The organism is Paenibacillus sp. J31P190 (genome assembly GCF_059692075.1).
On record NZ_JCAUAS010000001.1, the window covers coordinates 344,984 to 370,053 of the forward strand.

Here is a 25,070-nt window from a genome sequence, read left to right on the forward strand (position 1 = left end):
CGTATTAACCTCCTTTACCTGAGAAGTTTATTTCAAAGTCTGTAAGTACTGAACAATATCTTTAATTTGAGCGTCATCAAGCTTGCCGCCTGCTTCTTTACCAAAAGCCGGCATTTTGTTGCCTGGTTTTTGTTCTTGCGGATTATGTATCCACAGCGCCATCTTCTCAGGAGTGTGTTCCAGAATACCAGCAAGCGTATTACGATCTGCAAAACCTTTGAGGTTAGGAGCAACACCAGGACCGTTCGCATTAACAGCGTGACAAGACATGCAATTTTCTTTAAAAAGCTCTTCGCCTTTTTGCGCAGTTGCCGGCACAGTAACAGGCGCTTTCATTTTTGCTACCCAAGCATTGAAATCGGCTTCTGACTTCGCTTGAACGGTAAAGTTCATCAAGGCATGAGAGGCTCCGCAAAGCTCTGTACATCTTCCTTGGAAGGTTGCGATTTCGTCAGCTTGAAGATAAAGCGTATTATGGATACCTGGATTTGTATCCACTTTACCACCAAGGGATGGTACCCAGAAGGCATGAGAGACGTCAGCTGAAACAAGATCGAATGCAATAATTTTATCCTTAGGAACGACAAGCTCTTGAGCTGTAGCGATGCCTAAATCGGGATATTCAAACTGCCACCAGAATTGATGCGCAGTTACTTTGACATGAACCGCAGCTTTGTCCTTATTGTAATTCGTTGAATGCTTAAATGTGTAGGACACTGTTGGTACCGCAAGTACTAACAGAAGGAGAATCGGAACGACTGTCCAGATAATCTCAAGCACGTGGCTACCTTCAACTTGCTTAGGTACGCTATTATCACCTTCACGCTTACGAAAGCGAATTAACACATACACATAAATTGCAAATACGACAATTACGACAAAAACCATGATAAAGAGACTTAATTTCATTAAATTAAGCTGCTCGGTTGCCACAGGACCTTTTGGCACTAAAGCAGACAAGGTTGGGTCTCCACACCCGGTTAGCAAGAACGTCATTGCCGCTAGAAGGGGCACCAGACGCCATAACTTTTTCAATCGACTCATTGTATCAACCCCACTTTTAAAACAATATTTTTACCACGAAGGCCATGCCCATGTCAATTCACTTTATTAACTATAAATTCGTGAAAAGTTTTTGTCAATCGCTGGAGGGAAGTTCACAAATTGTTCTTAAACCGCTCTGTAGCGATATATTTTCCCTCCATGGTTATTTCCATACATCCGCCTCTTTATGCATAAAAGCCTTTATTTGTGAACACGAATAAAAGCGCAGAAACATCCCATCCTATAAACATTACAACGTATATGGGAGGTCTCTTTTGATGCTCAGGAAGTTAGGTTTTCCAATTAGTGGAATGTTATTCCTCCTGCTGACATTATCCGGTTGTGCAGAGAATGGAAGAGAATATGGGAAGAGTCCCGATCACACGAATTTTGGCGCCCCTGTCGAAAAAACAGAGGAAACCGAAAGAGCTTATCAAACCCAACAGCTCTATGGTCCAGTTACGCACAACAATTCAAAGCTTGAATACAGCCAATTTCTATCCAATCAATTACATGCTATGAATGGGGTAAATACAGCCATCGTGATGACTACGGATCAGAATGCCTACGTCGCTCTTATGATTGACAGCAGTGCGATAGGTACCAAGGGTTACACCAGAGAGACGAATAACCAGGGCACTGCAAAAGGCTTTTATAACGATCACGCGCCATTCAATGACACCATGCCTTCCAATGATTTAAACAATGGCTTCAATAGTTATGAAACTGCCGTGCACCACGATATGCTTTCTCATCGATTCAAACAAGCGATCGCCGAGAAAATTCGAACACTGCAGCCTAATATCATGGATGTCTATATTTCTGCAAACCGTGATTTCCTTAATAAAATGAACAACTACGCCCAAGAAAGTTGGAAGGGCCATTCTCTGATGCCTTTATTAACGGATTTCAATCAAACGGTTACTCGCATTTTCGGTACAGCGCAAGTATTACCTGAACACTAATGTAGAAGTAAAAGCAAACTACATGAATTTACGAAAATTCCTTCTATATAAAGAAGTAATTACTGCTTGTTGGTCGGCTCCTGTTTTCATTTGTCCGGCATTCCTGTACAATGAGGGAATCGTCTTTAACAAGGAGAGACTTTGGTTATAGACCAAAGTCCCTTAAAATAGGAGAGACTTTGGTTATGACCAAAGATCCCTATATTAAGCAAGAAAAAGGGAGCTGGCCAATTTACCATGTCAAACGGATTTGCCTCATTAGGAATTAGAGAAAGTCTTGTTCACGTATTACAATCTGGAGGAGTCGTAGAACCGACACCCATTCAAAAAGAAGCGATTCCTGTTTTATTAAAAGGTACAGATGTTATCGCACAAGCACAAACTGGTACTGGTAAAACCCTTGCCTTTGTACTTCCTATATTAGAAACAATAGATGTAGAAAGCCCAGATGTCCAAGCACTTATATTGACACCGACACGTGAATTAGCTATTCAAATTAGCAACGAGCTGAAAAACCTTGTCCCTGTTACAGGAGCAAAGGTTCTGGCCGCATATGGCGGGCAAGATGTAGAAAAGCAGCTTAGAAAGCTACAAGGTAACATACATATAGTAGTAGGAACACCGGGAAGATTGCTCGATCACCTTCGCCGCGGTTCTATCAACTTCTATAAATTGAAAATACTTGTATTAGATGAAGCCGATCAAATGCTGCACATGGGTTTCCTTCATGAAGTGAAGGATATCATTGCCCAAACATCTCCATATCGTCAAACGCTTCTCTTCTCTGCAACGATGCCTGAGCAGGTCGTCAACCTATCCAAAGCTTATATGAAAGAAGCTAAGGAAATTAAAATTCAAAGTAAGCAAGTCACTTTAACTGAAATTAAACAAGTCCTGGTTCCAACGACAGATCGAGACAAACAAGATGCTTTGATAGCAGCGATTAAAGAATATAAGCCATATTTAGCTATGATTTTCTGTCGTACGAAAGCAAAGGCTATTGCGCTCAATGAGGTTTTGCAGGAAATCGGCTTAATGTCGGATGAGCTTCACGGTGATTTGTCACAAGCGAAGCGCGAACAAGTCATGAAGCGCTTCAGAGACGGGCGAATCGAACTTTTGGTTGCAACGGATATCGCGGCTCGCGGCTTAGATGTTGAAGGGGTCACCCATATTTTCAATTATGATGTCCCGCAAGATGCAGAAAGCTACATTCACCGTATTGGCCGAACGGGCCGTGCTGGGGAATCGGGTGTGGCTGTGACTTTTGCTACGCAGCGAGATATGCCTACCATTGAATTAATCGAAAAAGGGATTCGGATGTCTTTGAGAAGTCCGGAACAACAGCAAAGACGTGTTCGTTCCAACTCTGAGGAGTATGTTGACACGGATGGCAGAGGTTCCGCACGCAGAAGCAGCGGCGGTCAATCACGCGGGGGCCGTAATGAAAGAAACGGCGCAACGGAACAGCGCAGCGGACGCAGCGGAAGATCCGGTGCTCGCGAAGCTAGCCGTGGCGGTCGAGACAACATTCAGTACGGAACGAAAAGTTCATCCTCTAGAGGCGATAAATTCGGTTCTCGCTCGGCAGCACCTGGAAGTGCACGTACTGGCCCACGTCCTGCGAAGGTCAATTCGGAACGCAATCCGAATACATGGGGGCGCGCTGAGAATAAAGAACGCCCAGCAGCAACGAATGCAGGAACAGGTCGCGGTGACAACATGAATGCTGCTAAAGCACGCGTCACTAAATCATGGAGTGGCGGAGACGCAGCTGAACGAGCGCCTCGTTCTGAAGGTACGGAGCGCAGACGTTCTGCTCCTCATGGCGATAAGTCTTACTCGCCATATAACAAGTATGCCGGCACGGGACGTGACGACGCTGCAAGTGCGTCACGCACGATTCGCGGCGGCAAAGGCCGTGGCGACAGTGCGGAGCGCGGAGCTCGCGGTGCAGCGGCACCGCGCGGTGAGGGCTTTGGGGCTCGCGGCGGAGCGCCGCGTGGCGAAGGCTTTGGAGCACGTGGCGGAGCGCCACGCGGTGAAGGTTTTGGAGCACGTGGCGGAGCGCCACGTGGCGACAGACCAAGCGCGCCTCGCGGCGGGCAAGCTGGCGGCGAACGCAGCAGCCAGGCACGCGGACGCGGCGACAGTGCCGAGCGTGGAGCACGCGGCAGCGCACCTCGCGGTGATAGCTTCGGAGCACGCGGCGGAGCGCCGCGTGGCGACAGATCCAGCTCGCCTCGCGGCGGGCAATCGAGCGGATCCCGCGGCAGTGCACCGCGCGGTGGCGGCCGCGGCGGAAAGCGCTAGGAAAAAAAGCGCTTTCTACGCAAGGCTTTACCGAATAACCCGAACGTTGTAAAATATAAATACGGCTGCAAGTGATCCTACTCATCAAAAATCGTTTCATACCGTTGCACGCACGTAGGATTTACCCCCCACAATTCCCATTAAGGAGGTATGTTCCATGTACGCATTAAAGGACAAGGAAATGATTTTTGTATTCACCGGTCCTCACGGTGCTGGTCGTAAGACGGTCGCGGAAATGTCAGGCTCTACGCTCGGCATGAAGCAGGTCATCTCTTACACCACCAGACCTCCGAAAGCTACCGAAGAAGATGGTCAAGATTATCACTTTATCTCTCCTGCCGAGTTTGTCAAAGCGCAAGCTGCCGGTGAATTCATTGAGGTTAGTACAGTTAATGACCATTTGTATGGCATCAAAAGTGCAGATATTGAACACATGTTTGAGCTTAGCGGAAGCATTTATTTAATTTTGAACCGCTTTGGCGCCGAAACCCTCAAAAAGATTTACGGAGATCACGTAGTCCTTATCTTCATTCATGCCGGACGGGATAAACTTGAACAACGGATGAAAGAAAGCGGAGACTCAGAAGAAGTCATTTCGAAGTATCTCTCTTATTACGAAGATGAATTAGCTTTCCGTGACCAATGTGATCATGTGTTTGAAAATGTTGATTTAGCGCATACGGTGTTTGATTTAACGAAAACGTTGGATCAGTACTTAAATCGCAATTTAGTTGATCTAGATTAAACGGCAGTAACTGCCTATAACAGGCCTGGACGGAACTTCGTCCGGGTCTTTTCACATGCGGCTGCAATGCCTTTTAAAAGGAGTTGTCCACTTGAAAATTATATCTATTGAACCTACACCTAGCCCGAATTCGATGAAGCTCAATATGGATGAGTCTCTTCCTACTGGTGTGCGAAAAACCTATACAAAAGAAAACAGCAAGCAAGCACCTGATAACATTGGGCAATTGTTAGCTGTCCAAGGCGTGATTAGCGTGTTCCACGCAGCGGACTTTATTGCCGTAGACCGTACCTCTAAGGGGGACTGGCAGTTTATTCTGGCCAGAGCCCGTGAGATTTTTGGCGAAGCGCAGCCATCTGCCGACGGAGGCCTGCCTCCGGAACAGCAGCCCACGGCTGAAGCCGCATTCGGTGAGGCACAAGTCCTCGTGCAGATGTTTCGTGGCATCCCGCTCCAGGTGAGGGTACGCGCTGGTACCGAGGAAGTGCGCGTAGGAATGCCGCAGCGTTTCACTGAGGCGGCCGTTCGCGCAGGTACGGCATCGCCGAACCTGATTAAGGAGCGGAAGCTCGAGGAGCTCGGCGTACGCTACGGCGAGCTCGGGGACATCGCGGGCGAAGTCGTCCAGGAGCTGGACGCTTCTTACGACGACGCCCGCGTCGAAAGCTTGGTCTCCCTTGCGATGCGGGAGACTTCAGAAACAGCCCTCGCGGAGGAATCCGCGGAGGTTCAAGATGCTAGCGCAGCAAGTGCGCAGCTGCGCCACAGCGACTGGAAGCTGCGCTACGCCGCGCTTCAGAAGATCCAGCCGTCGCTAACGACGCTGCCGCTTCTCGTCCATGCCCTGCAGGACGAGAACACGTCGATTCGGCGACTGGCGACGGTTTACCTCGGGGATATCAAGGAACCCGAGGTACTGCCCTTCCTGTATCGTGCCCTAGAGGACGATACACCTTCCGTTCGGCGGACCGCAGGCGATACGCTGTCCGACATCGGAGACCCTGCCGCCATACCGGCCATGGCGAAGGCGCTCAAAGACCGCAACAAGCTAGTCCGCTGGCGCGCGGCGCGCTTCTTGTACGAAGTCGGAGACAACACCGTGCTGAGTGCCCTGCACGAAGCAGTCGACGATCCTGAATTCGAGGTGCGCATGCAGGTGAAAATCGCACTCGAGCGCATCGAAGGCGGGCACGCCGCCGAAGGCTCCGTATGGCAGCAAATGACACGTAGAAACGAATAGTGTTCGGTAGTAATAGTCCCCCCCCCCCACTAATGCTGAAAAATACGCTTGTCCGTGTAAAAGTTGTACTTTATACAACTTCAGGCAGGATAATAGGCGTTTTTCACAAGAATATTGTAAAAAATACAATAATTCCAGCCAAAAGCAGCTAAATAGCCTATTAGACAGCTTAATTGGTGTAGTAAATACAACATTCTTAGCTTGCCATGAAGAAATCAAGGAAATTGTTGTACGCCGTACAACTTCCCTTTCTAATTCTTATTTCTTCAATATAGTGCGCGAATCCTGGACACGCGTTTATAGCGCCGCCGCATGGCGGTGGTCAACCCAGTACACTAAACACTAGGAAAACTGGTTACTTATCGAATGTTGTGCATATCCACAAAATTTCACATACCCAAACAAGAGTAGGAAGATCAGCAGGTAAAGAGCAAATTTAAAGAATTCACGAAAAAAAGCACGGGAGCTGTATCCAGAAATTCTGGCTGCCTTCCGTGCTTTTTTTCATATAAGAAAGGAGAAAAAGACAAAACTGAGCTTATTTAGCTTCAAACTGCTCAAAATACAAAATCCGCTCCAAAATCGTTGGATGCGAGCCGCGGAACCACTGGACCAGCTTCGGTTGTGTGACGGGGCTAAGATTTTCTTTGGCAATGTGTTGAAAGGCGCGGATCGCGGCGCTGCCGTCTCCGGTCATTTTCATAGCATAGGCATCGGCACGATGCTCGATGATTCTCGAAAACGCATTTTGCGCTGGCGCCGAGGCGAAACTCATGATGGTCACAATAAGCAGCAAGATCGGCAGAGCCGCTAAATCGTTTTCCCCTCGTATTCCCCAAATTGAACCCCAGCGCCGAATAAACAAACGATATGCATGAAAGGCAAGCCAGAAACCGATAAAACTCAGTACGATCCCGTAGGCAATCCCTAAATAGATATGCCGCTCGGCGTAATGTCCCATTTCGTGAGCCATCACGGTCAAAATCTCATCAGGCTGCAGCTTCTTCAGTATCGTATCCCAAAGAACGATGCGCGCGTTCCCTCCAATGCCATTCACATAGGCATTAATTGTATGAGTCCGCTCAGACATATTGACTTCATATACTTGATCCGCAGGGATCTGTGATTGCGCAGCAAGCTGGAGAATTTGTGCCTTTAGCTCTTGATTTTGAAGCGGTTGAAAATCGTGATACAGCGGATCCAGCACAACGGGCTGAATGAAAGTGACGAACAAAATAAGCGGAATAGATACCAGCCAGAACCAGAGCCACCAACGGTCAGGACGCCATTTTAGCACCCCTCTGAAAATCCATACGACAACGATCGTACCCAAGACGTCAATGAGGAAATCTTTCCCATGATCACTCCAGAACAGGACTAGTGTCTCCGTCGATAACCCATAAGCCTGATCGATTTTGAACAGAAAATAATCAATCGGCAGGAAGAGCACGTCCATAAGCAAGGTAAAGAAGAGTACGAAAGTAACCATCTGCAAAAAGGAAGCTCGGAATAACTTTTCGGCCAAACGGCGAAACCTTACCGCAGCACCGAGCAGAGCCAGCAAGACCCCCATTTGCAATGGAGAGCTCAGGAAATAAGCTAGCGACCGTATGCGTGACAAGGACTCAGCCTTCGTAATTTCTTGTGTCGTCATGAACGTATGCGGGTCTGCAATGGTTCCAATTAGTGCATATGGGATGTGGAACAAGTCCCCTTTTAAGAAGTATACGATCAAGGCTAACGCATATACACCAAAAGCTGCGACAAGTCCTATGTAGAAACGCTTCATTTGATACCTCCGCGACCAACTTCGTTCAAGTTAATTAATAACCAGTCTGGTGTAAAATCTCTAGACAGGAGCCAAACCTGGGTGAAATGGCCATGAGGTAGTACCAGATTACGCTTCCGGCCAAGTATATCGGACATCCCAAACAAAAGGGATAGATTGCGAATAAGCAGCATGCAGGGATAATCCTGTGAGTAATCTTTTAATTTATGTTCCTTGCTTTGAATGCGATCATTAATGACCTGAATAAACGTATCTATTCCTTCGGCACTAGGCTTAGTCAGCTCGGAACGCGACAGCATAAGCCGTGCTTCCTCGGTATCGTAGAACAGATGGGTGACTTCTAACCCTACTCGATTATTTCTGGCATCCTCAAGCAGCGCGTCCGGCTTCTCTTGCTGCTGAACCATACGCAGGGGAACTTCATTATTCACATTATATAAATCCAGAAAGATATCAATTGCGGTTTGTTCCATCGCCTTTTTCTGATCCTCGTGTTTATTCATATGTCTCCCCTATATCCAATGAACGAGTCGTTGCTCCCATTTTACCCTATTCTATGAGCTTATACCTCACGAGCCCGTACGCCAAGCATCTTTTGATTAATACCCTTGTCAATAATCCGCTCTCCTAGACTATGCGGCAGAGTTAACATTGTATGTGCATTGGTTTGATCATTTTCAATTTGCAGAAATAGATCGTCGGTCCCTTTATTTGATTTTTCCATTTTCCCATGTTGTAATGAGAAGATAACCCAGATAGGACGTGGGAAATGAAGAAAGTAACTTGTTGTTTTTTAGTGTTATTCGGCATCTTTTGTTTGGCAATCGCTATGCCTACATCTCCTGCCATGGAGCAGGGTTTACCAATATCCGTCACTAAACCACATGTAGCTGGTACAGAACAACCAATATCAGTTTCAATACCTACTCCTGCACCATCCAGCCAACCCAATAAGAAGGATCATTTTCAATTGCAAAATATTCCTGCCCTATCACAGCTGCCCGAGCTGCCGAACGGATGTGAAGCCGTCGTTGCCACGATGCTGCTAAACTGGGCTGGAGTCCCAGTATCCAAAGAGGAAGTCGCTGCTGCACTTCCATTAGGCGAATTGCCCTATGTGAATGACGACGGAGCATTTATTGGCAGTAATCCCAAAGATGTATTTGTAGGTAACCCTTATGAGGTAGGTTATGGTATTTATCATAAGCCAATCGCGGACATGCTGGATCAATGGTTACCCGGTCGAGTTAAGGATTTGTCAGGCATAGCCTTTGAAGACTTGCTCACGACTATTGTCCAAGGAAAACCAGCCATGATCTGGGCAACCGAACATATGGATACACCTTATCTGGAGATGGAATGGCAGGATGAAGAGGGACAGCTAGTCGAGTGGTATCAACCTGAGCATGCCTTACTCTTAACAGGCTGGGACGATGATTATGCCTATATGAACGATCCTATGACCGGAAAACAGGAATCCTATGCAATATCTGATTTCAAAACAGTCTGGGAGCAGATGGGGTCTCAAGCGATTACAGTTAACTCACAATAGGCCTTTCTTGCTTTGTGTGGCATTTATACATAGTCCGCCTTGAGAAACCTGCTTATATGGTAAAAAAGCATGAACTGCTCGGTCTATCCCGAGTAGTCCATGCTTTTTTTATAAGGGATCCAATTGCACAGCCGCTTGCTTACCGCTAAGCTGTATGCCTGTGTGCTTACGTCCATGTGAACTCAAATCTTTAGTTAGCGTCTCAAGCAATTCTTTGGCCTTCGCGCCTTCTTTGCCTGAAATCTTCACGACCAGCAGCACAGCGTCACCGCCCTGAAGAATGCGCTCTGCTTGCAGCCTCTTCGTCTCTAGGTCATGATCTTCGATGTGAGGCGTTAAGCGGAGCTCCTTGACTTTCGGTGCTTGCTCCCGTTTGCGGGCTTGCTGCTTTTCCTGCAGAGCTTCCTGCTTCGCTTGCCCAGCGCCAATGAGCTTACAGGGAGGTGGACTGCTCATGAGCGAGGTGCAGATTAAATCCACTTTCAGCTGCTTCGCTAGCAGCAGTGCTTCCTTCGTGGACATAACGCCCAGATCTTCGCCAAGTAGTCCCGTAACATGGACCTCGGATGCTTTAATTTTCTCATTCTTAATCATTGTGATTACACCTAATCTTTCGCTATAATGAACCCATCAACAGGAAGAGGTTGTTTAAGGAGATGTCTAACCAATTATGAATAATAAACAATTAGAAGAGCAAATGATCGAGAATTACAAACGTGAAGAGCATATGATGATCCTCGTTTTTGCACAATGGTGTATCAACCATGATTTGGATCCTGCTGCGCTTTATCATAGCGCATACCCAGACCAACCTAATAACGAAGCTCTGCAGCAAGCCCTTGATTTAACGGTACCCAAAGAAGAAGCCGGTGAAGTCCCTGATGACACGGTACTAGGCGTACTATCTCTATTCGGCAACGAGGAGCTAGCCTTCATCGTCACACAAGAAATCGATAAGCGGCCGAGTCAGAACCGTTAATCGTTTCCTTAAAAAGCATGCTGCCTCATCTCAAGTTTAAAAGCTTCTGCCAATAATTCAATCGTCTGCAACCTCGTTTCAAAGCGGTAGCCGCCGGTCACGACCATCACTTCATCGACTTGGTAGCTTTCGGCTAGGTTGAGTAGTTGCTCCCTTACTTGGTTCGGATCACCAATAATCATACGGGATCGATTGTCCCTTACCCTTGTAAGGTCCCAGTCTGAGTACACATAGTCAGCCGCTTCTTCGGGCGATTTCACTCCTGTGAATTCGCCCTTTTCCGTTTGCAGGATGCGCAAATCAATCGAAGCCGCAAGCCCCTCGGCCTCCGCCTGCGTCTCAGCGCACAGCACATAGATGCACACCGTCGCCTGCGGTACGACATTCAGCGCGGACGGTCGGAACGAGCTGCGGTAGCTGCGCACCGCATGCTGTCCTCCCGCTCCGTTGATGAAGTGCGCGAAGCAGAACGCTGCGCCTGCTTGCGAGGCATACACCCCGCTCTGCCCGGTGGAGCCGAGCAGCCACACCTGGGGCATCGAGTCCACCAAAGGGGTGGCGCGGATGCCCTCGAACACATGCCCGGGTTCCACCGAGTCGGCGAGGAACCCGAGTAGATCCGTGACTTGCGCTGGGAACCGCTCAAGTCCTTCAAACATATCAGCGCTGATGCCTCGCAGCGCTTTGGCCGTATGCGGCGTGCCTCCGGGCGCACGCCCGATGCCAAGGTCGATGCGCCCCGGATAGAGCGCCTCGAGCATACGGAAATTCTCAGCGACCTTGTAGGGGCTGTAATGGGGCAGCAGCACGCCGCCGGAGCCTAGCCGAATACGGTTAGTGCGGGCAGCCAGCGTGGAGAGAAGCACCTCTGGCGAGGAGCCCGCAAGGCCAGCCGAGTTGTGATGCTCCGACACCCAGAATCGGGTGTAGCCTAAACGGTCGGCCACCTGGGCCAACCCAATTGTTTGCTGTAACGCCTCGCTATGCGTAAACCCGGATGATACCGGTGACTGATCAAGAATACTAAGCTTCAGCATTGTCATCCCTTCTTTCTGAGTCATCTGCCGATGATCTTGATTATACAACGTCCGACCAACAAAAGAAAAAGGACAAACCCCTAGTGGCGTTGTCCCGAATTGTTAAATTTTGATTAATCATTTCCTCTTACTTACTAAAAGTGTATGGTTACGGGAAAATTTTATGCAGGTCCTTTTTTTCCAAACAGTAATTTTTCAACACACTTTTATCTTTAATTGAGTGCTAGAAAATCAGAATCCATCGTCATATAGACTCACATGAGGCTGTTGGATGAATGATTCCCCATTCGCAGTTGAATGATGTTGTAGAAAGTGCAACAATTGCTGCCCAAATCCTGGCTCTCTCCCTTTGATGTTGCATCATGTACAACAATTTGGTCCGATTCAGGCCATTTCGGAGCAAATGGGTTCGAATTGTTGTACAAACTACAACTTCTATCTGCTAAATAGCCTTTGGGCGTGTGAATTGTTGTAGATATTACAACATTGGGTAACCACGATAGCCCTGAAGGGGAGTAAATACCAGTTATTAGGAGGGCTTACCTGAATAAATCGACAGTCTCGAAACTACACCATTTTATGCCAAAAGCTCCGCATGTCGAAGCAATATCCACAGCCAACCATGCTATCATAGGAGGTAAACGAAGAACCTAGCAGAAAACCGCTAGGTCCATTGTTTTGAAGCGTATGTGTGAATTTAGACTTCACAATTAAACTTCAAGACTAACAAGAAATGTTTTAATCTCATAAGGCTTAAGCTCAATATTGGAAGCCTCAACATCTCCGATAGGACGCTCCATCAAATCACATTCCTGCAGCGATCGAATTTTAAAATCACTCTTAATATCCACATGTGTTCGGACTCCTGCAAACTCATGGATCCGCAGCACCAGTCTCTCTCCGTCCTCTGCTTTTTTGATCGCATCCGCCATCACGTTTGGAGCAGAGAATTCGAACAGCGAAAGCGCGCCTTTCGTTGAAACGCCATCGTAACTCGTCAACGGATTATTAAGCGACCATGCTTCCTGTACCGTACCGCCTGCATACCAATCCCCTGCATGCGGGAGAAGAGCATACACAAAGGAATGTTCCCCGAGATCAGCTGTAGGATCGGGATGAATCGCGGATTTAATTAGCGATAAGCGCATGACGTTATCCTTAATGTCGTAGCCGTACTTACAATCATTCAGTAAGCTTACGCCGTATCCACGTTCAGACAAGTCCGCCCATTGGTGCCCGACAGATTCAAAACGCGCCCAATCCCAGCTTGTATTCCAATGCGTTGGACGTTTGACGTTCCCGAACTGGATATCGTAAGTAGCCTCCGTAGAACGCACGTCTACCGGGAATGCAACCTTCAACAGCTGCTGACGTTCCTGCCAGTCGATATCGGTGCGGAAATCAATGCGTCGGCTGCCTGCATAAACAGTCATCGACTGTGAAATCGTAGACTTCGCAAAGTTCCATTTGAATGCAACGGTTGCTGCTAAGGGTCCCTCTTCAACGAGCTCAACTGATACCAGATCGGTGATTTCGCGCATTTTTTCTTGGTAGAAAATATCGATATCCCAAGCGTCGAAATCAATCGGCTTATCTTCAAACACCTGCAGAACGTTGCCTCGTGAGCTTGCGGCAAGCACGTTCCGGCGATTATCTAGGTCGAATACGCGAACCAATTGACCGGATTCGTTCCATTCGATTTCATAATGAGGCGTTTTTAACGAGCGTCCTTCCAGTTGGAAAGGCATCTCCTCAGCAGCATTTGTTTGAGATTTATCATTAAAGTGAATCGTCGTCATACCTAAAGACGGAACCTGAGGCATGTCGACAAGCCAACGGCCATCCGTGTATTGCGATTTCAATTGGCGGCCTTCCCGATCTGTCCAAACGCTGCCAATCGCAGCTTTTTCCCCAGGAATGACAACAAGATCGCTGCGCTCCCATGTAGCGCTGTTCAGAACCGTGACCGCACCTTTTTCCTGTTGGGTTCCAATTCGCGCTGCAGCTTCATTCCATGCGGATGTCCCTATATACATAGCTTCCGCATATTCCTCACGACTGTCCTCGTAGACCTCTGTAATCGAAGAACCTGGAATAATATCATGGAACTGATTACGCAATATGATGGTCCAACCCTTGTTAAGCATCTCCTGTGGATAAACGCTCCAATCGGATTTCAACAAGGCAGCCAAAGCGCTGACATATTCCGTTTCACGATATAGAAGCTCCAGCTTACGATTCATCCGTTTGATGTAGGCTTGGCTTGTATAAGTCCCGCGGTGATATTCGAGATACAGCTCACCGTCCCAAGTATGAACGTAACGGTCTGTTGCCTGTACAGTTTCGTGTAACCGCTCAAAGTATTCGTCTGCGCGCCCTGTTTTCACTTGTGGCAGGCCAGGCATGTCTTCCAAACGACGGCGCATCTCCAGCATCTCTCGATTGACACCGCCGCCGCCATCCCCATAACCATAGGAAAGCAGAAGTTCTTGATTCACTTCCTTATCTCGGTAGGCGTCCCAAGTACCTTTGACCGTCATTGGCGTTACCATGCCGTTGTACGTATAGAAGAACGAGTTAGCTTCTTCCCAATCGCCAGGTGTGGTAATGAAATGCGTCAAAACTTCGGTGCCATCTATTCCCCGCCATTTGAAGGTATCGTGCGGCATGCGATTAAACTGGTTCCAGCTGATTTTGGTCGTCATGAACGTATCGAAACCGGATTTCCGCAAAATTTGTGGCAGCGCCCAGCTGTACCCGAATACATCAGGAAGCCATAAATAAGTGCTTTCTACTCCGAATTCTTCACGAATAAATCGGGTCCCGTGCAAAAATTGTCTCACCAGCGATTCCCCAGAGGTTAGGTTGCAATCCGCTTCCAGCCACATGCCTCCGCCAACTTCCCAGCGTCCCTCACGTACACGTTCAAGAATTTGCTCGTAAATGTCTGGATAATCTTGCTTGATATAGGCGTACAATTGAGGCTGCGTCTGCAAAAATACATAGTCAGGGAATCGTTCCATTAGACGCAGCACGGTTGAGAATGAGCGTGCACATTTCTCCCGAGTATGCTTAAGTCTCCACAACCAAGCCACATCAATATGGGTATGCCCAATAGCAGTAACCGTAACTGGATGATGCTTCTCCATTTGATTTAATTCCTCAAGCAGCAGTTCCCGGGAACTATAAACGGATTCATAGTAAGCGTCCGAGAGTGGATTCGACCAATCAACTAGCTTTAAGGAACGATCGAGTGCTTTAACTAACTGAGTACGTTCAGGATGGTTAGCATCCAAACTGCGGATTGTTTCCAGTACTGCGCGTCCTGTGTAGTAGAAATCGTCAACCCGCTCATCCAGCCAGCAGATTTCAGCACGATTCACCGTATGCTTCTTCTCGCGCGGTTTCCCGCCTCCTTCGAGTCCTGACCACAGGCGGATATCCATTCGCCCCTTCGTTCCTGCCGCTTCTTCTGGCAAAAATACTTCTTGATGGTTCGAATCGACGCCCTGAAAAGGGGAACCGTTCCAATATAATAAGGATTCGAAGCCATCATTGTTGCCCCCGCCCGTTTCACCGAAATCGAAGCGCCCCAAAATGGTTTTGTCTGCCCATTCCTTTGGAATATCAATCGTGCGCGATAGCCACACGTAGCGGTCGCGCCCTTTCCAAGTCTCACCCGTCTTCAGTTCAAACGTTGGCTGCGCGACTGGCGGCCTTGCTCCAATCGTTCCATCCTCGTCTTCCGTAGCTGAAAATCGATCCAAAGGTACCGCGTCGCGATACCGGGTTTCGCTTAATTCACGCAGTCTCGCTTCCAGCTTCGATTCTGTAAAAAACATATCGAGTCTCTCCTCCTATCGATTTCAATGAATCAATTTCTCTAGCTTGAGCAAATTGGCATAACTTAACGCCAAACTATCCATCGGGTTTCCCGGGCAATAATCTTGCTCAACAGCGAACCATTTTACCCCATTTTGCAATCCCCACTTCAGGATAGGTGCGAAATCAATCATTCCAGTCCCGATTTCAGCGAAATATTTTCTTTCGTCTGCAGTAATATCCTTCAAATGGAGGATGGGCATACGAAAAGCATAATTTTGGATAAAGGATAGCGGATCTTGATCCGCTTTTTTTACCCAGTAGGTGTCAATCTCCGCATAAATAGCCGGATCTTCAAGCAAATATTCCAAAGCAAATTTCCCATCCATTGTCGTATGAAATTCAAAATCGTGGTTATGATAACCTACGCGGTATCCCATGCCACTGACTTTGGAAGCTGCCTGCTGCAAATCGCGACGCACACTAGCATACCCTTCTGGATTTTGCAGCCCATCGGGTAGTGAGTGGCAGATCAGATCCTTCGTATCGAAAAGGCGAGCCTCCTCCAACACGGCGTCCATATCGTTCTTCAATCGCTCCAAACCGACATGCATTCCAGCCGTTTGCAAGCCGATTTCCTTCATTACCGCAGCAATATCTTTCGCCGGGTTTCCATGTAATCCATCGATTTGGACGGCCGCCCATCCCATCTTTTTGAGATCTCTCAGCACACTTGGGAAATCTTTTTTCAATTCGTTTCTCAAGGTATATAATTGCGCAGCCAATTTATGTTTGATCATTCCGCAATCTCCTCCCTTTTCAAATCCAACCATTCGACCTCTTGCTCAGTTAAGGGCAGATTCATAGCTTGTATGGAGGAATCCAGTTCCTCGGGGTTTCGAGGCCCAATGATTGCACATGTCGGGAATGACTGATTAAGAACGTATGATAAGGCAATTTGAATCGGTGTAACTTGTTTCTCTTCCGCCAGCTTCGCGGCACGACGATAACGTTCCCAGTTATTTTCGCTATAGTACACGCGCACCATTTCCTCATCCGCACGATTGTCTGGTGTGAAATTGCCTGAGAAAAATCCACCAGCCTGGGCGGACCATGCCAATAATGGCAGCTGATTGACCGAATGCCAATCGCAAGTTTCCTCATCAGCCGAAACGCAGCCCTCCCAGCGGGGTTCATTAGGCTTAGCAAGACTAAGATTCGGGCTGCTGAATGAAAAACCTATGAGTTTATGGGCAGCCGCGTACTCGTTCGCTTCCTGGATTCGCTTATGCGACCAGTTAGATGCTCCAATAGCCCGAATTCGCTTGGCCTCAAGGTGCACATTCAGCTCTTCAATGATCGGTCCGACCGCTACGTCCGGATCATCCCGGTGCAGCGCATATAGATCGACATACTCTGTTCCTAGCCTTTCCAGACTCTCCGTTAAATCCTTGCGGATCGCTTCCGGATTTACCCGTGGACCCGGACTGCCGTCATCATGATGAGCGCCCTTCGTTAGAATGACCACTTTTTCCCGGTTCTTCTGCTCCGCAAGCCATTGGCCAAGAACCAGTTCTTTTCCCCGATATTGATGAGCAGTATCGAAGGCATTGCCGCCAGCGCGAATGTAAGCATCCAGCATCATCCGTTCTGGCTCTTCCAATTTTCTTAAATCTCCAGTTCCCATGAACAACCGGGAAATGGGTTTGTCTACGCCCTTGATATACATATATCTCATCCTGAATCCTCCTTCAAACATTTGACCGACCAATCAAAGTGAGTACGGTTGCCGTTCTATTCGTCCTCTTTAAACACCGGCATCAAACGGAGTTCAAACGTGAATTCTTTTTCGTCAAGACGATACGGCTCAAGAAGCTGCGGTCCACAAGAATTGGATCCAACCCCGCTCATCTTGTAATCCAGATGGACGATCGTTTCCTTCCTTTTCGTTAGCTCGTAGTTATGAGTCGCTCTTGCCAAATCCTCTGGTGTAAAATGGGCTACATTGAAGGAGAAATCCTCTGGGGAGGAAAACTTGATCCCCATCCCTTGCTCATTAGAAACAATAGCCCACTCTGTTCCATACCTGGACCCATTTTCCTGAGGCATGATGTAATCTTCAAACATCTCATCAACGGTCATCAGGTATCTGCCTCTTTTCACACTTTGACGCTTGTCGATATAGCTCTCATGCGGTCCGAAGCCTAAGTATTCCACTTCCTCCATACCGTGAGGCATCGTAAGCTGAAGGCCAAAACGCGGGAGATAGACCTGCTTTTCTCCAACTTTTACTTGCAGCTTGACTGAAATCTCTCCAGTTCCATCTATTCTCCATATCGCTGCTCCATGAAGGACTGTAAACCGACTATCTCCGCCGAGGGAGAAATCGCTCTTGATTTCAACAGATGTCTCATCTATTTTCGTCCATTCACAACGGTACGTTTTCATTGCTACGCGGTCATAACCTGCATTTAACCATCTTTCCTTTACATGCATGTCATTATCTGTTGGAGCGCGCCAAATATTAAGCCGAGCTGGAGCCTGGAGCATATTCACTCCCTGCTTGGAAATCTTCTGTATCGTTCCGTTGTACAAGTCAAAGGAATGACAGAAATCAAAGCCTTCGATCGTCAGGATATCTCCCTCCTGATAAGCTTGAAGAGGAGGAATCTGCCACTGGCTATCGCCTGATTCTTTCACCTGCTGCACAGGTAATACAAACTGTTCAAATGTGATTTCGTAGCCGGCTTCCGCCCAACCCGTCTGTTCCTTCAACCAACAGGATAAGGTCAGCATATAGGTTCCGGTTGATGATTCTGGCAAATCATAAGGTATTGTCACCATTTGATGACCATGCGGTGCGGCTTCAATAGACCCCAGCTGTCCCTGCTCCACTATCTGTCCGTCCATTTCTACCTTCCAATGAAATCCCAAATGAGATAAATGGATGAAGTCGTAAAGGTTCGTCACTTTGATCGTACCTTTTCGCAAATCTTGTGCTTCGATGCGAATAGGCGCGATCACCTTCTTAAGCTCCAGCAACCCCGTATGCGGTTTCCGGTCCGGCGTAATCAGACCATCGATACAGAAATTCCCGTCGTTAGGCTTATCTCCAAAATCTCCTCCATAAGCAAAGAAAGGCGTACCATCTTTCGTCTCCGTCTTGATGCCATGATCGCACCATTCCCACACGCAGCCGCCCATGAGCTTCGGATATTTGTAAATGGCATCCCAGTAGTCCTTCAAATCGCCTGGACCGTTCCCCATTGCATGGCTATACTCGCATAGGAACAGCGGCTTCTTCTGTTTCTCATCCTGGGCATACGCTTCAATTTCTTGCACCGAAGCATACATCCGGCTTACCATATCGAGACTCTCCACGTCGGGATTAGCTTGACTCGAAGCAGCACCTTCATAATGAACCGGGATGGACGCATCACGAGATTTGGTCCATTCAGCCATCGCGATATGGTTAACATCGTAACCAGACTCGTTGCCCATGGACCACATCACGATGGATGGATGATTTTTATCTCGTTCTACCATACGAATAGCCCGATCTAGAAACGAGGCTTTCCATTCAGGTTTCTGAGAAAGCAGATGGATATTCGCATCATCCCATTCCTCGCTGGCCGTCCCCATTCCATGGCATTCCAAGTCAGCTTCATCAATAACATAGAAACCGTACTCGTCGCACAGATCCATAAATCGGGAATCGTTCGGATAATGCGAAGTACGGATCGTGTTGATATTATGCTTCTTCATTAGAACGAGGTCTTTGATCATATGATTCAGCGGAATCGTCTGTCCGAGCTCAGGATGAGAATCGTGGCGATTGACGCCTTTTAGCTTGACCGCCTGTCCATTGATCTGGAAAACGCCGTCCGCAATTGTAATTTGTCTGAATCCGACTGGAAATTGAAGCACCTCATTACCACAGTGAACATAGAGTTGGTACAGATTCGGTTTCTCGGCATTCCACAAGACCGGATTCGTCACCTCGAAGCGGAGCGTGCCTTTTCCGTCGACAGCAGCCTCGTCCGTACCCACTATGTTACCTTGTGCGTCTTTCAATTCAGCTCTGACTGTAAGAGAACCCGTCGTCTGCAGCTCTGTCAGAAGAGTTGCCTTCCGGAAACCGTCTTCGAACGTTTGTTTATTGAACACATCTCGGACATGGACAGCATCGCGCGCAAGCAAATACACATCCCGGAAGATTCCGGTATACCGCCACGCATCTTGGTCTTCCAGATAAGAACCGTCGCACCATTTCAACACCATCACGGCAATACGGTTTTTCCCTTGGCGGAGCAAGGAAGATACGTTGAATTCCGCAGGTACCCGGCTGCCTTGGCTGTAACCGGCGAACTGGCCATTTACCCATAGGTAAAAGCACGAATTAACCCCTTCAAAGACGATATATTTGTCCTTTTTGTCCCAGTGACCCGAAACGTTGAACTCTCTCACATACAGTCCGGCTGGATTGTTATCCGGTACATAAGGAGGATCGCAAGGAAAAGGATAGTTGATATTGGTGTATTGAAGCTGATCATAGCCATTCACCTGCCAGCAAGAGGGAAGGATTAATTCATCCCAAGCGCTGACATTGGTCGATTCCTCGTAGAAAGCTTCTTCTACATCCCTAACACTGCGATGATATTGGAACTTCCAACTTCCGTTCAATGTCTGATAAAAAGGGGAACGAGTGCGTTTTCCGGATTTCGCCGATCCCTCATCTGCATAAGGGATGTAATGGGCCCTAGGAGTCTCCCTATTCACCTGCAAAACGCTTAAGTCTTCCCAATATCGATTGATGTGAATCAAAGTGACCACTCTCTCCTTCGTAAAGACATCTTTTAATTAAAGTAACCTTTTATCATCAGACGGTGGATCAACTCGCCGAATAAACTGTTGGCCCAAGCAAACCATGGGCGCGTATAATCGGTCGGGGAATTCGGATCGAACCCTTCATGCATGTACCCCGTATCCGCATCCGTCCGCAGCAGCATCTCCAGAAGCTCTCTTACTTCGGTTTCATCTTCTGAGGTAAGAGCCTGCATCGCCAGACTAATCGGCCAGATATACCCTTTTGGCGTATGCGGGCTTCCAATCCCTTTGGCATATTTCCCCTCAAAGTGGTATGGGTTATCACTGCTTAGCACAAATCTACGCGTATTCTGATAGACTGGATCGTTAGAGGTCGTGTAACCCAAATAAGGAATCGACAGCAAACTGGGAACATTAGCGTCATCCATCAGGTTGTAATTGCCGAATCCGTCTGTTTCATAGGCATAGATCTTCCCGTACTTGGGATGAAGATAAGTGCCGTAGGTTTGAATGCCAAAGTCTATCTCTTCTCGAAGCTCCGCCGCAAGCTGTACGCACTCCTGATCGTCCCATACAAGCTGAGCAATTTCCTCGATGTATCGGAGTACCACTACCGCAAACATATTGGCGGGAATCAAATAACCGAACGTACAAGCATCATCGCTTGGCCGAAATCCGGACCAAGTCATCCCTGTATAATTTACGGGCATTCCCATCCGATTATTACGAAGTGTATCACTTGGCGGACAATCAATACGGGCGAACCGGTAGGGAGATTGTTCGGTATGTCTTTGTTCTGTTTTCCATAGTGAAATGATGGTGCGAACAGCTGACCGGAAGGAATCATCGAACATATCCGTCCGTCCGGTCTCCTTCCAAAATAAATAAGACAGTTGGATCGGGTAACAGAGCGAATCGATTTCGTATTTGCGTTCCCAAATCCACGGATTCAGCTCGGTCAGATCCTGATCGTACCGGTTATCGTTCGCTTCCTCATTAAACGCATTCGCATAAGGATCGATATCAATATAAGCGATTTGCCTGCGAATCAGACCAGCCACTATCTCCTGCAGTTCTTTGTCTCCGGCCGTAAGCGGTAGATAATGCCTCACCTGCGCACTGGAATCTCTTAACCACATCGCCGGGATATCCCCGGTGAATACAAATGCGGTATTGTCGCTCATTATTTTGGTCGTCGTTTCAAGTGTATTCGGATAGCAGTTCTTGAACATGGCGAGCAGCTTCGGATGCCCAGCAAGCTTAATCTCCGCTTCTTCAAGCAAGGAAGTGACAGAATTAGGCAAGGTCATTATTTCCAATCCCCCAGAATATCCTTATAGGCTTCCAAATAATCATCGACAAGCAGCTTAGCAATGGAATAGGAATTAACAAGCGGATGAACAGTGAGTGCCTGAATGGCAAGATCACGCGATTTATGTTTGACAGCCTCAACGGTCAGACGCTCAAACAGCTTCACATTTTTCATCAGCAGGCTCATTTCCTCCGGCACGGAACCGATCTTAACCGGCTTCGCCCCGTCTTTCGTGATTATGCAAGAAATTTCAACCACGTCATCATCTGCGAATCCTTCAATACTGCCTTCATTCGGTACAGATAGAACGATGTTATTGGTCTCCCCCGTTTGCAACGACTCCACAAAATCCAGCATGACACCTGCATAGCCAAGTGAGTTAGGCAGCTCAAGCTTATCTGTCGGTAAAACAGGCTTCGACTCCGAGTTGGTTTCAATCGCCATATAAGAAGCTTCCCTTTTTTGCGTATAGTACAAATAGGTTTGAATGGCTTCGTCCGGGTTGCTTTCAATGTCCATCTTACGTAAGATATCCAGCATTTCCTTATTATTCTCTGCGATCATCTGGCCGCGCGTCATTCCTGATTTAACGATATTGGCGAAGGCCTTTTCGCGGTGGTAATAATAGTACAAATATTCATTTGGCAGAAAAGGAAGTGATTTCAGCAAATCGGTGTCGAACATTTTGAATTCATCCACCCGGCTTGTAAAATCAGGATCATTCTTAAGCTCCGCCATAATGTCTTTGCCTTGGTACATCACTTTGGTCATCCATGACAAATGATTAAGTCCGAAAAATTCAACCTCAAGCTCCTTCGGATCGATCTCTAGCGCTTCCGCCATTCGCAGCTTCGTATGGCTTGGCGAATCGCAGATTCCGATCACCCGGTCATATCCCGCATTTCGCAATGCTTCCGTAACGAGTCCAGACGGGTTCGAGAAGTTAAAGATCCAGGCCTGAGGCGCAAGCTCCTTAGCAATCTCGCAATATTCCATGAGAACTGGAATCGTCCGAATCGCCATCGAGAAGCCTGCTGGTCCCGTCGTTTCTTGACCTATCACGCCATGCTTTAGAGCGATCTGCTCATCAATATACCGTGACCATTCCTTACCTACACGTACCGTAGTTACAATATAGTCCGCACCCTTAATCGCTTCGCGGCTATCTGTCGTCGTCTCCAACTGAAGATTGATTCCGCTGCGATCGATTACGATCTGGCATAATTTCGAAATAACAGTAAGCTGCTCCGCATCCGTATCATGAAGAACAAGCTTAGTAATCCCGGCATCTTCGGCTTTTAACGTTAAGCTTTTAGTAAATAACACGGCACGAACCCCGCCGCCTCCAATTAAGGTCAATTTCATAATTACGCCTCCATACGTTCTTTGATGTGATCTCCGAATTGAAGGATAAAGGCCTCAAGCCCATCCTTGTCCGGTGTACCCGTGCTGCCGCCGTGAGCGCCGACAGATAGTGCTCCGCAAACATTTCCGTACTGCAAGCATGTTTCCACATTTTGACCTGTCAAATGTCCATAGACATAACCAGCGTTAAAGGAGTCCCCTGCGCCAGTTGTATCTACAGTCTCGGCTGGAAATGCCGAGTGGTACGTGATCCGGCCTTCCTTCATGGCTACGGCCCCTTTTGGACCGAGTTTAACTACAATATGATTGGAATAGCTCGCCATAAAGCGTAAGCTTTCTTCTATATGATCGAAGCCTGTGTAATGAAAAGCTTCCGTTTCGTTCATTAGAAATACATCAAAATAAGCCATTAAATCGAAAACGCCCTTAAACCATTCGCCGGAATCATCCCAGCCTACATCGCAAGAAAGGGTTAGCCCCATCTCCTTCAATGCTTTGGCCATCGCTATGAATTCTTCGTGGTTGCGTCTTCCTCTATATCCGGTCACGTGGACATGTTTCCCTTGAGCGATTTGCGACAAGTCCAAATCCCTTATTTGAAGCTCCATATTGGATCCCCCATAAGTGATAAAAGACCGATCCGTCTCGGGATTAATCGCGATCGTGATACCGGTGTTACTCGTTTTACTCGTTGCAATCAAGCTGGTATCGATACCATATTGGCCGAATTGCTCTCGAACATAATGGCCGTTGCCATCATCTCCCAGAACACCGTTAAAAGCTACATGAAGCCCGAGCTTAGCGAGTGAAATCGCGAACAAAGCCGCTCCCCCGCCAACATGCATCGTCATATTATCAACGAAAATCTCCTGACCAGGCTGAGGAATTTGATTAAGTCCTGCCACAACGAGATCTATATTGGCGTCACCGATGACCACCGCATCAAATTTTTTCAATATACTCTCCCTCTCTCAATCCAGATAAATATTTATGCTTTTACGCTTCTCTATATCTATGTTTCTATGCTTATTTGTCTTCCTGATAAGGAACACAGCTATTACGGACAACTAGCTTGTGTTTCAAAATGATATCTTCCTTCGGCGTTTCCGCATCCCCTGTAATCAAAGCAAGCAGCGTTTCCACCGTAACTTTCCCCATATCCTGAATAGGCTGCTCCATCGAGGATAACTGTGGACGAACCAACTCCGTCAGTTGGCTTCCATCGAATCCAATGATCGAAATGTCGTCCGGAACTTTCAACTGATGGTCATGAACGCAATTCATAGCCCCTACAGCCATATCATCACTCACTGCAAATATAGCGGTTGGATGGGTATCGCAAGCCAGAATCTCTTTCATGAGATTGTATCCGCTTTGTATTTTATAATCACCGAACCGAATGAATTCATCTACGATTGGGATGTTTCGCTCAGATAGAGCACCGCGGTAACCGATGTAGCGATTTTGGCCGGAGGTCACGTCCCTCATGTCGCCGCCAATAAACCCAATTCGTTGATGTCCAAGCTCTATCAAATAATTGGTTGCGTCGAAGGCTGCCGCGTAATCATCAATGATCACAGAAAGGAACGCTTGATCCGATGGCCTTACACTTGAGAAAATAATTGGAATATCCAGCTTATTCAAAAATGCCCGGATTTCATCATTCAATTTTTCATGCATAATGATAATGCCGTCTACACGCATTTCATTAAATACATTTAAATATTTGAACTCTTTATCGGTATCCTCAATAATGTTACACACCAGAAGATTGTACTCATTAAGACTCGCTGTCTCTTCAATACTGCTTAGAATGGTGGAGTAAAAGCTTGACGTAAGGTCTGGGACAATGACACCGATGAGGTTTGTCTTTTTCCGTACCAGACTCCTTGCGATATGACTAGGCGCGTAGCCGAGCTCGTCAATAGCTCTCTTCACTCTAGCTTTTAGATCGTCCTTTACATACTTCTCTCCATTAAGCACCCGCGAAACCGTAGTCACGGAAACGCCCGCTTGTTTGGCGACATCCTTAATCTTCGGAGCCAACCTTGTCACCCTACCTTCTCTAAAACTAGTTCTC

At 47.5% G+C, this 25,070-nt stretch carries 19 protein-coding genes; 6 read left to right on the forward strand and 13 right to left on the reverse strand.

The features are described from left to right. Positions 1-27 precede the first annotated feature (27 nt). On the reverse strand, positions 28-1,044 hold the full coding sequence (coxB, locus tag AC58U0_RS01500) for a cytochrome c oxidase subunit II (RefSeq protein WP_497377241.1): 1,017 nt from the start codon (positions 1,042-1,044) through the stop codon (positions 28-30). Between the two features lie 278 nt (positions 1,045-1,322). Here coxB and AC58U0_RS01505 point away from each other — a divergent pair, with 278 nt between their 5' ends. The 4 genes from AC58U0_RS01505 (at position 1,323) to AC58U0_RS01520 (ending at position 6,307) form a co-directional block, all read left to right on the forward strand. Then, a complete protein-coding gene (locus AC58U0_RS01505; protein ID WP_497377242.1) occupies positions 1,323-2,009 on the forward strand; it encodes a YhcN/YlaJ family sporulation lipoprotein in 687 nt (228 codons plus the stop codon). 237 nt (positions 2,010-2,246) lie between these two features. Then, a complete protein-coding gene (locus AC58U0_RS01510; protein WP_497377243.1) occupies positions 2,247-4,322 on the forward strand; it encodes a DEAD/DEAH box helicase in 2,076 nt (691 codons plus the stop codon). A 157-nt stretch (positions 4,323-4,479) separates the two neighbouring features. After that, entirely contained in the window at positions 4,480-5,067 is a 588-nt protein-coding gene (locus AC58U0_RS01515) for a guanylate kinase (RefSeq protein WP_057304207.1), read from the forward strand. A 91-nt stretch (positions 5,068-5,158) separates the two neighbouring features. Next, positions 5,159-6,307: a conserved virulence factor C family protein gene (locus tag AC58U0_RS01520; protein ID WP_497377245.1), complete on the forward strand. Its 1,149-nt coding sequence runs from the start codon at positions 5,159-5,161 to the stop codon at positions 6,305-6,307. 538 nt (positions 6,308-6,845) lie between these two features. Here AC58U0_RS01520 and AC58U0_RS01525 read toward each other — a convergent pair. Together AC58U0_RS01525 and AC58U0_RS01530 are read right to left on the reverse strand one after the other, a co-directional pair. Beyond that, positions 6,846-8,096, reverse strand: a complete 1,251-nt coding sequence (locus AC58U0_RS01525; protein ID WP_497377246.1) for a M48 family metallopeptidase — start codon at positions 8,094-8,096, stop codon at positions 6,846-6,848. Continuing rightward, a complete protein-coding gene (locus tag AC58U0_RS01530) occupies positions 8,093-8,599 on the reverse strand; it encodes a hypothetical protein (RefSeq protein WP_497377248.1) in 507 nt (168 codons plus the stop codon). The genes AC58U0_RS01525 and AC58U0_RS01530 overlap by 4 nt, the downstream gene beginning before the upstream one ends. Before the next feature lie 266 nt (positions 8,600-8,865). Here AC58U0_RS01530 and AC58U0_RS01535 point away from each other — a divergent pair, with 266 nt between their 5' ends. Then, entirely contained in the window at positions 8,866-9,648 is a 783-nt protein-coding gene (locus AC58U0_RS01535; RefSeq protein WP_497377249.1) for a C39 family peptidase, read from the forward strand. Positions 9,649-9,756: 108 nt separating this feature from the next. Here the strand turns inward: AC58U0_RS01535 and infC are convergent, their stop codons facing one another. Continuing rightward, positions 9,757-10,242, reverse strand: coding sequence for a translation initiation factor IF-3 (infC, locus tag AC58U0_RS01540; RefSeq protein WP_057304202.1), 486 nt, complete (start codon positions 10,240-10,242; stop codon positions 9,757-9,759). 76 nt (positions 10,243-10,318) lie between these two features. Here infC and yxiS point away from each other — a divergent pair, with 76 nt between their 5' ends. Further along, positions 10,319-10,627: a protein YxiS gene (gene yxiS, locus AC58U0_RS01545; protein ID WP_497377251.1), complete on the forward strand. Its 309-nt coding sequence runs from the start codon at positions 10,319-10,321 to the stop codon at positions 10,625-10,627. An 8-nt stretch (positions 10,628-10,635) separates the two neighbouring features. On the opposite strand, the gene AC58U0_RS01550 is transcribed toward yxiS, so the two are convergent. The 9 genes from AC58U0_RS01550 to AC58U0_RS01590 all read right to left on the reverse strand — a co-directional run bounded on the left by AC58U0_RS01550 (position 10,636) and on the right by AC58U0_RS01590 (position 25,036). Then, positions 10,636-11,664 (reverse strand): LLM class flavin-dependent oxidoreductase, encoded by a 1,029-nt coding sequence (locus tag AC58U0_RS01550; protein ID WP_497377253.1) that lies wholly within the window; start codon positions 11,662-11,664, stop codon positions 10,636-10,638. A 710-nt stretch (positions 11,665-12,374) separates the two neighbouring features. Then, on the reverse strand, positions 12,375-15,506 hold the full coding sequence (locus AC58U0_RS01555) for an alpha-mannosidase (protein ID WP_497377255.1): 3,132 nt from the start codon (positions 15,504-15,506) through the stop codon (positions 12,375-12,377). Positions 15,507-15,530: 24 nt separating this feature from the next. Further along, positions 15,531-16,286 (reverse strand): sugar phosphate isomerase/epimerase family protein, encoded by a 756-nt coding sequence (locus AC58U0_RS01560; protein ID WP_497377256.1) that lies wholly within the window; start codon positions 16,284-16,286, stop codon positions 15,531-15,533. Beyond that, entirely contained in the window at positions 16,283-17,224 is a 942-nt protein-coding gene (locus tag AC58U0_RS01565; RefSeq protein ID WP_497377258.1) for an aldo/keto reductase, read from the reverse strand. The genes AC58U0_RS01560 and AC58U0_RS01565 overlap by 4 nt, the downstream gene beginning before the upstream one ends. 56 nt (positions 17,225-17,280) lie before the next feature. Continuing rightward, complete coding sequence (locus tag AC58U0_RS01570; RefSeq protein ID WP_497377260.1) at positions 17,281-20,319, reverse strand: glycoside hydrolase family 2 TIM barrel-domain containing protein; 3,039 nt, start codon at positions 20,317-20,319, stop codon at positions 17,281-17,283. 23 nt (positions 20,320-20,342) lie between these two features. Then, positions 20,343-21,623, reverse strand: coding sequence for a glycoside hydrolase family 125 protein (locus AC58U0_RS01575; RefSeq protein ID WP_497377262.1), 1,281 nt, complete (start codon positions 21,621-21,623; stop codon positions 20,343-20,345). Next, complete coding sequence (locus tag AC58U0_RS01580; RefSeq protein WP_497377264.1) at positions 21,623-22,990, reverse strand: family 4 glycosyl hydrolase; 1,368 nt, start codon at positions 22,988-22,990, stop codon at positions 21,623-21,625. The genes AC58U0_RS01575 and AC58U0_RS01580 overlap by 1 nt, the downstream gene beginning before the upstream one ends. Positions 22,991-22,992: 2 nt before the next feature. Then, positions 22,993-23,946: a carbohydrate kinase family protein gene (locus tag AC58U0_RS01585; protein ID WP_497377265.1), complete on the reverse strand. Its 954-nt coding sequence runs from the start codon at positions 23,944-23,946 to the stop codon at positions 22,993-22,995. Between the two features lie 70 nt (positions 23,947-24,016). After that, positions 24,017-25,036: a LacI family DNA-binding transcriptional regulator gene (locus tag AC58U0_RS01590; RefSeq protein ID WP_497377267.1), complete on the reverse strand. Its 1,020-nt coding sequence runs from the start codon at positions 25,034-25,036 to the stop codon at positions 24,017-24,019. Positions 25,037-25,070 lie beyond the last annotated feature (34 nt).

What these genes read in the sequence shown, in the direction of transcription:
- coxB (WP_497377241.1), bottom strand. Translation starts at nt 1,044, where the DNA reads ATGAGTCGATTGAAAAAGTTATGGCGTCTGGTGCCCCTTCTAGCGGCA.
- AC58U0_RS01505 (WP_497377242.1), top strand. Translation starts at nt 1,323, where the DNA reads ATGCTCAGGAAGTTAGGTTTTCCAATTAGTGGAATGTTATTCCTCCTG.
- AC58U0_RS01510 (WP_497377243.1), top strand. Translation starts at nt 2,247, where the DNA reads ATGTCAAACGGATTTGCCTCATTAGGAATTAGAGAAAGTCTTGTTCAC.
- AC58U0_RS01515 (WP_057304207.1), top strand. Translation starts at nt 4,480, where the DNA reads ATGTACGCATTAAAGGACAAGGAAATGATTTTTGTATTCACCGGTCCT.
- AC58U0_RS01525 (WP_497377246.1), bottom strand. Translation starts at nt 8,096, where the DNA reads ATGAAGCGTTTCTACATAGGACTTGTCGCAGCTTTTGGTGTATATGCG.
- AC58U0_RS01530 (WP_497377248.1), bottom strand. Translation starts at nt 8,599, where the DNA reads ATGAATAAACACGAGGATCAGAAAAAGGCGATGGAACAAACCGCAATT.
- AC58U0_RS01535 (WP_497377249.1), top strand. Translation starts at nt 8,866, where the DNA reads ATGAAGAAAGTAACTTGTTGTTTTTTAGTGTTATTCGGCATCTTTTGT.
- infC (WP_057304202.1), bottom strand. Translation starts at nt 10,242, where the DNA reads ATGATTAAGAATGAGAAAATTAAAGCATCCGAGGTCCATGTTACGGGA.
- yxiS (WP_497377251.1), top strand. Translation starts at nt 10,319, where the DNA reads ATGAATAATAAACAATTAGAAGAGCAAATGATCGAGAATTACAAACGT.
- AC58U0_RS01550 (WP_497377253.1), bottom strand. Translation starts at nt 11,664, where the DNA reads ATGCTGAAGCTTAGTATTCTTGATCAGTCACCGGTATCATCCGGGTTT.
- AC58U0_RS01555 (WP_497377255.1), bottom strand. Translation starts at nt 15,506, where the DNA reads ATGTTTTTTACAGAATCGAAGCTGGAAGCGAGACTGCGTGAATTAAGC.
- AC58U0_RS01560 (WP_497377256.1), bottom strand. Translation starts at nt 16,286, where the DNA reads ATGATCAAACATAAATTGGCTGCGCAATTATATACCTTGAGAAACGAA.
- AC58U0_RS01565 (WP_497377258.1), bottom strand. Translation starts at nt 17,224, where the DNA reads ATGAGATATATGTATATCAAGGGCGTAGACAAACCCATTTCCCGGTTG.
- AC58U0_RS01575 (WP_497377262.1), bottom strand. Translation starts at nt 21,623, where the DNA reads ATGACCTTGCCTAATTCTGTCACTTCCTTGCTTGAAGAAGCGGAGATT.
- AC58U0_RS01580 (WP_497377264.1), bottom strand. Translation starts at nt 22,990, where the DNA reads ATGAAATTGACCTTAATTGGAGGCGGCGGGGTTCGTGCCGTGTTATTT.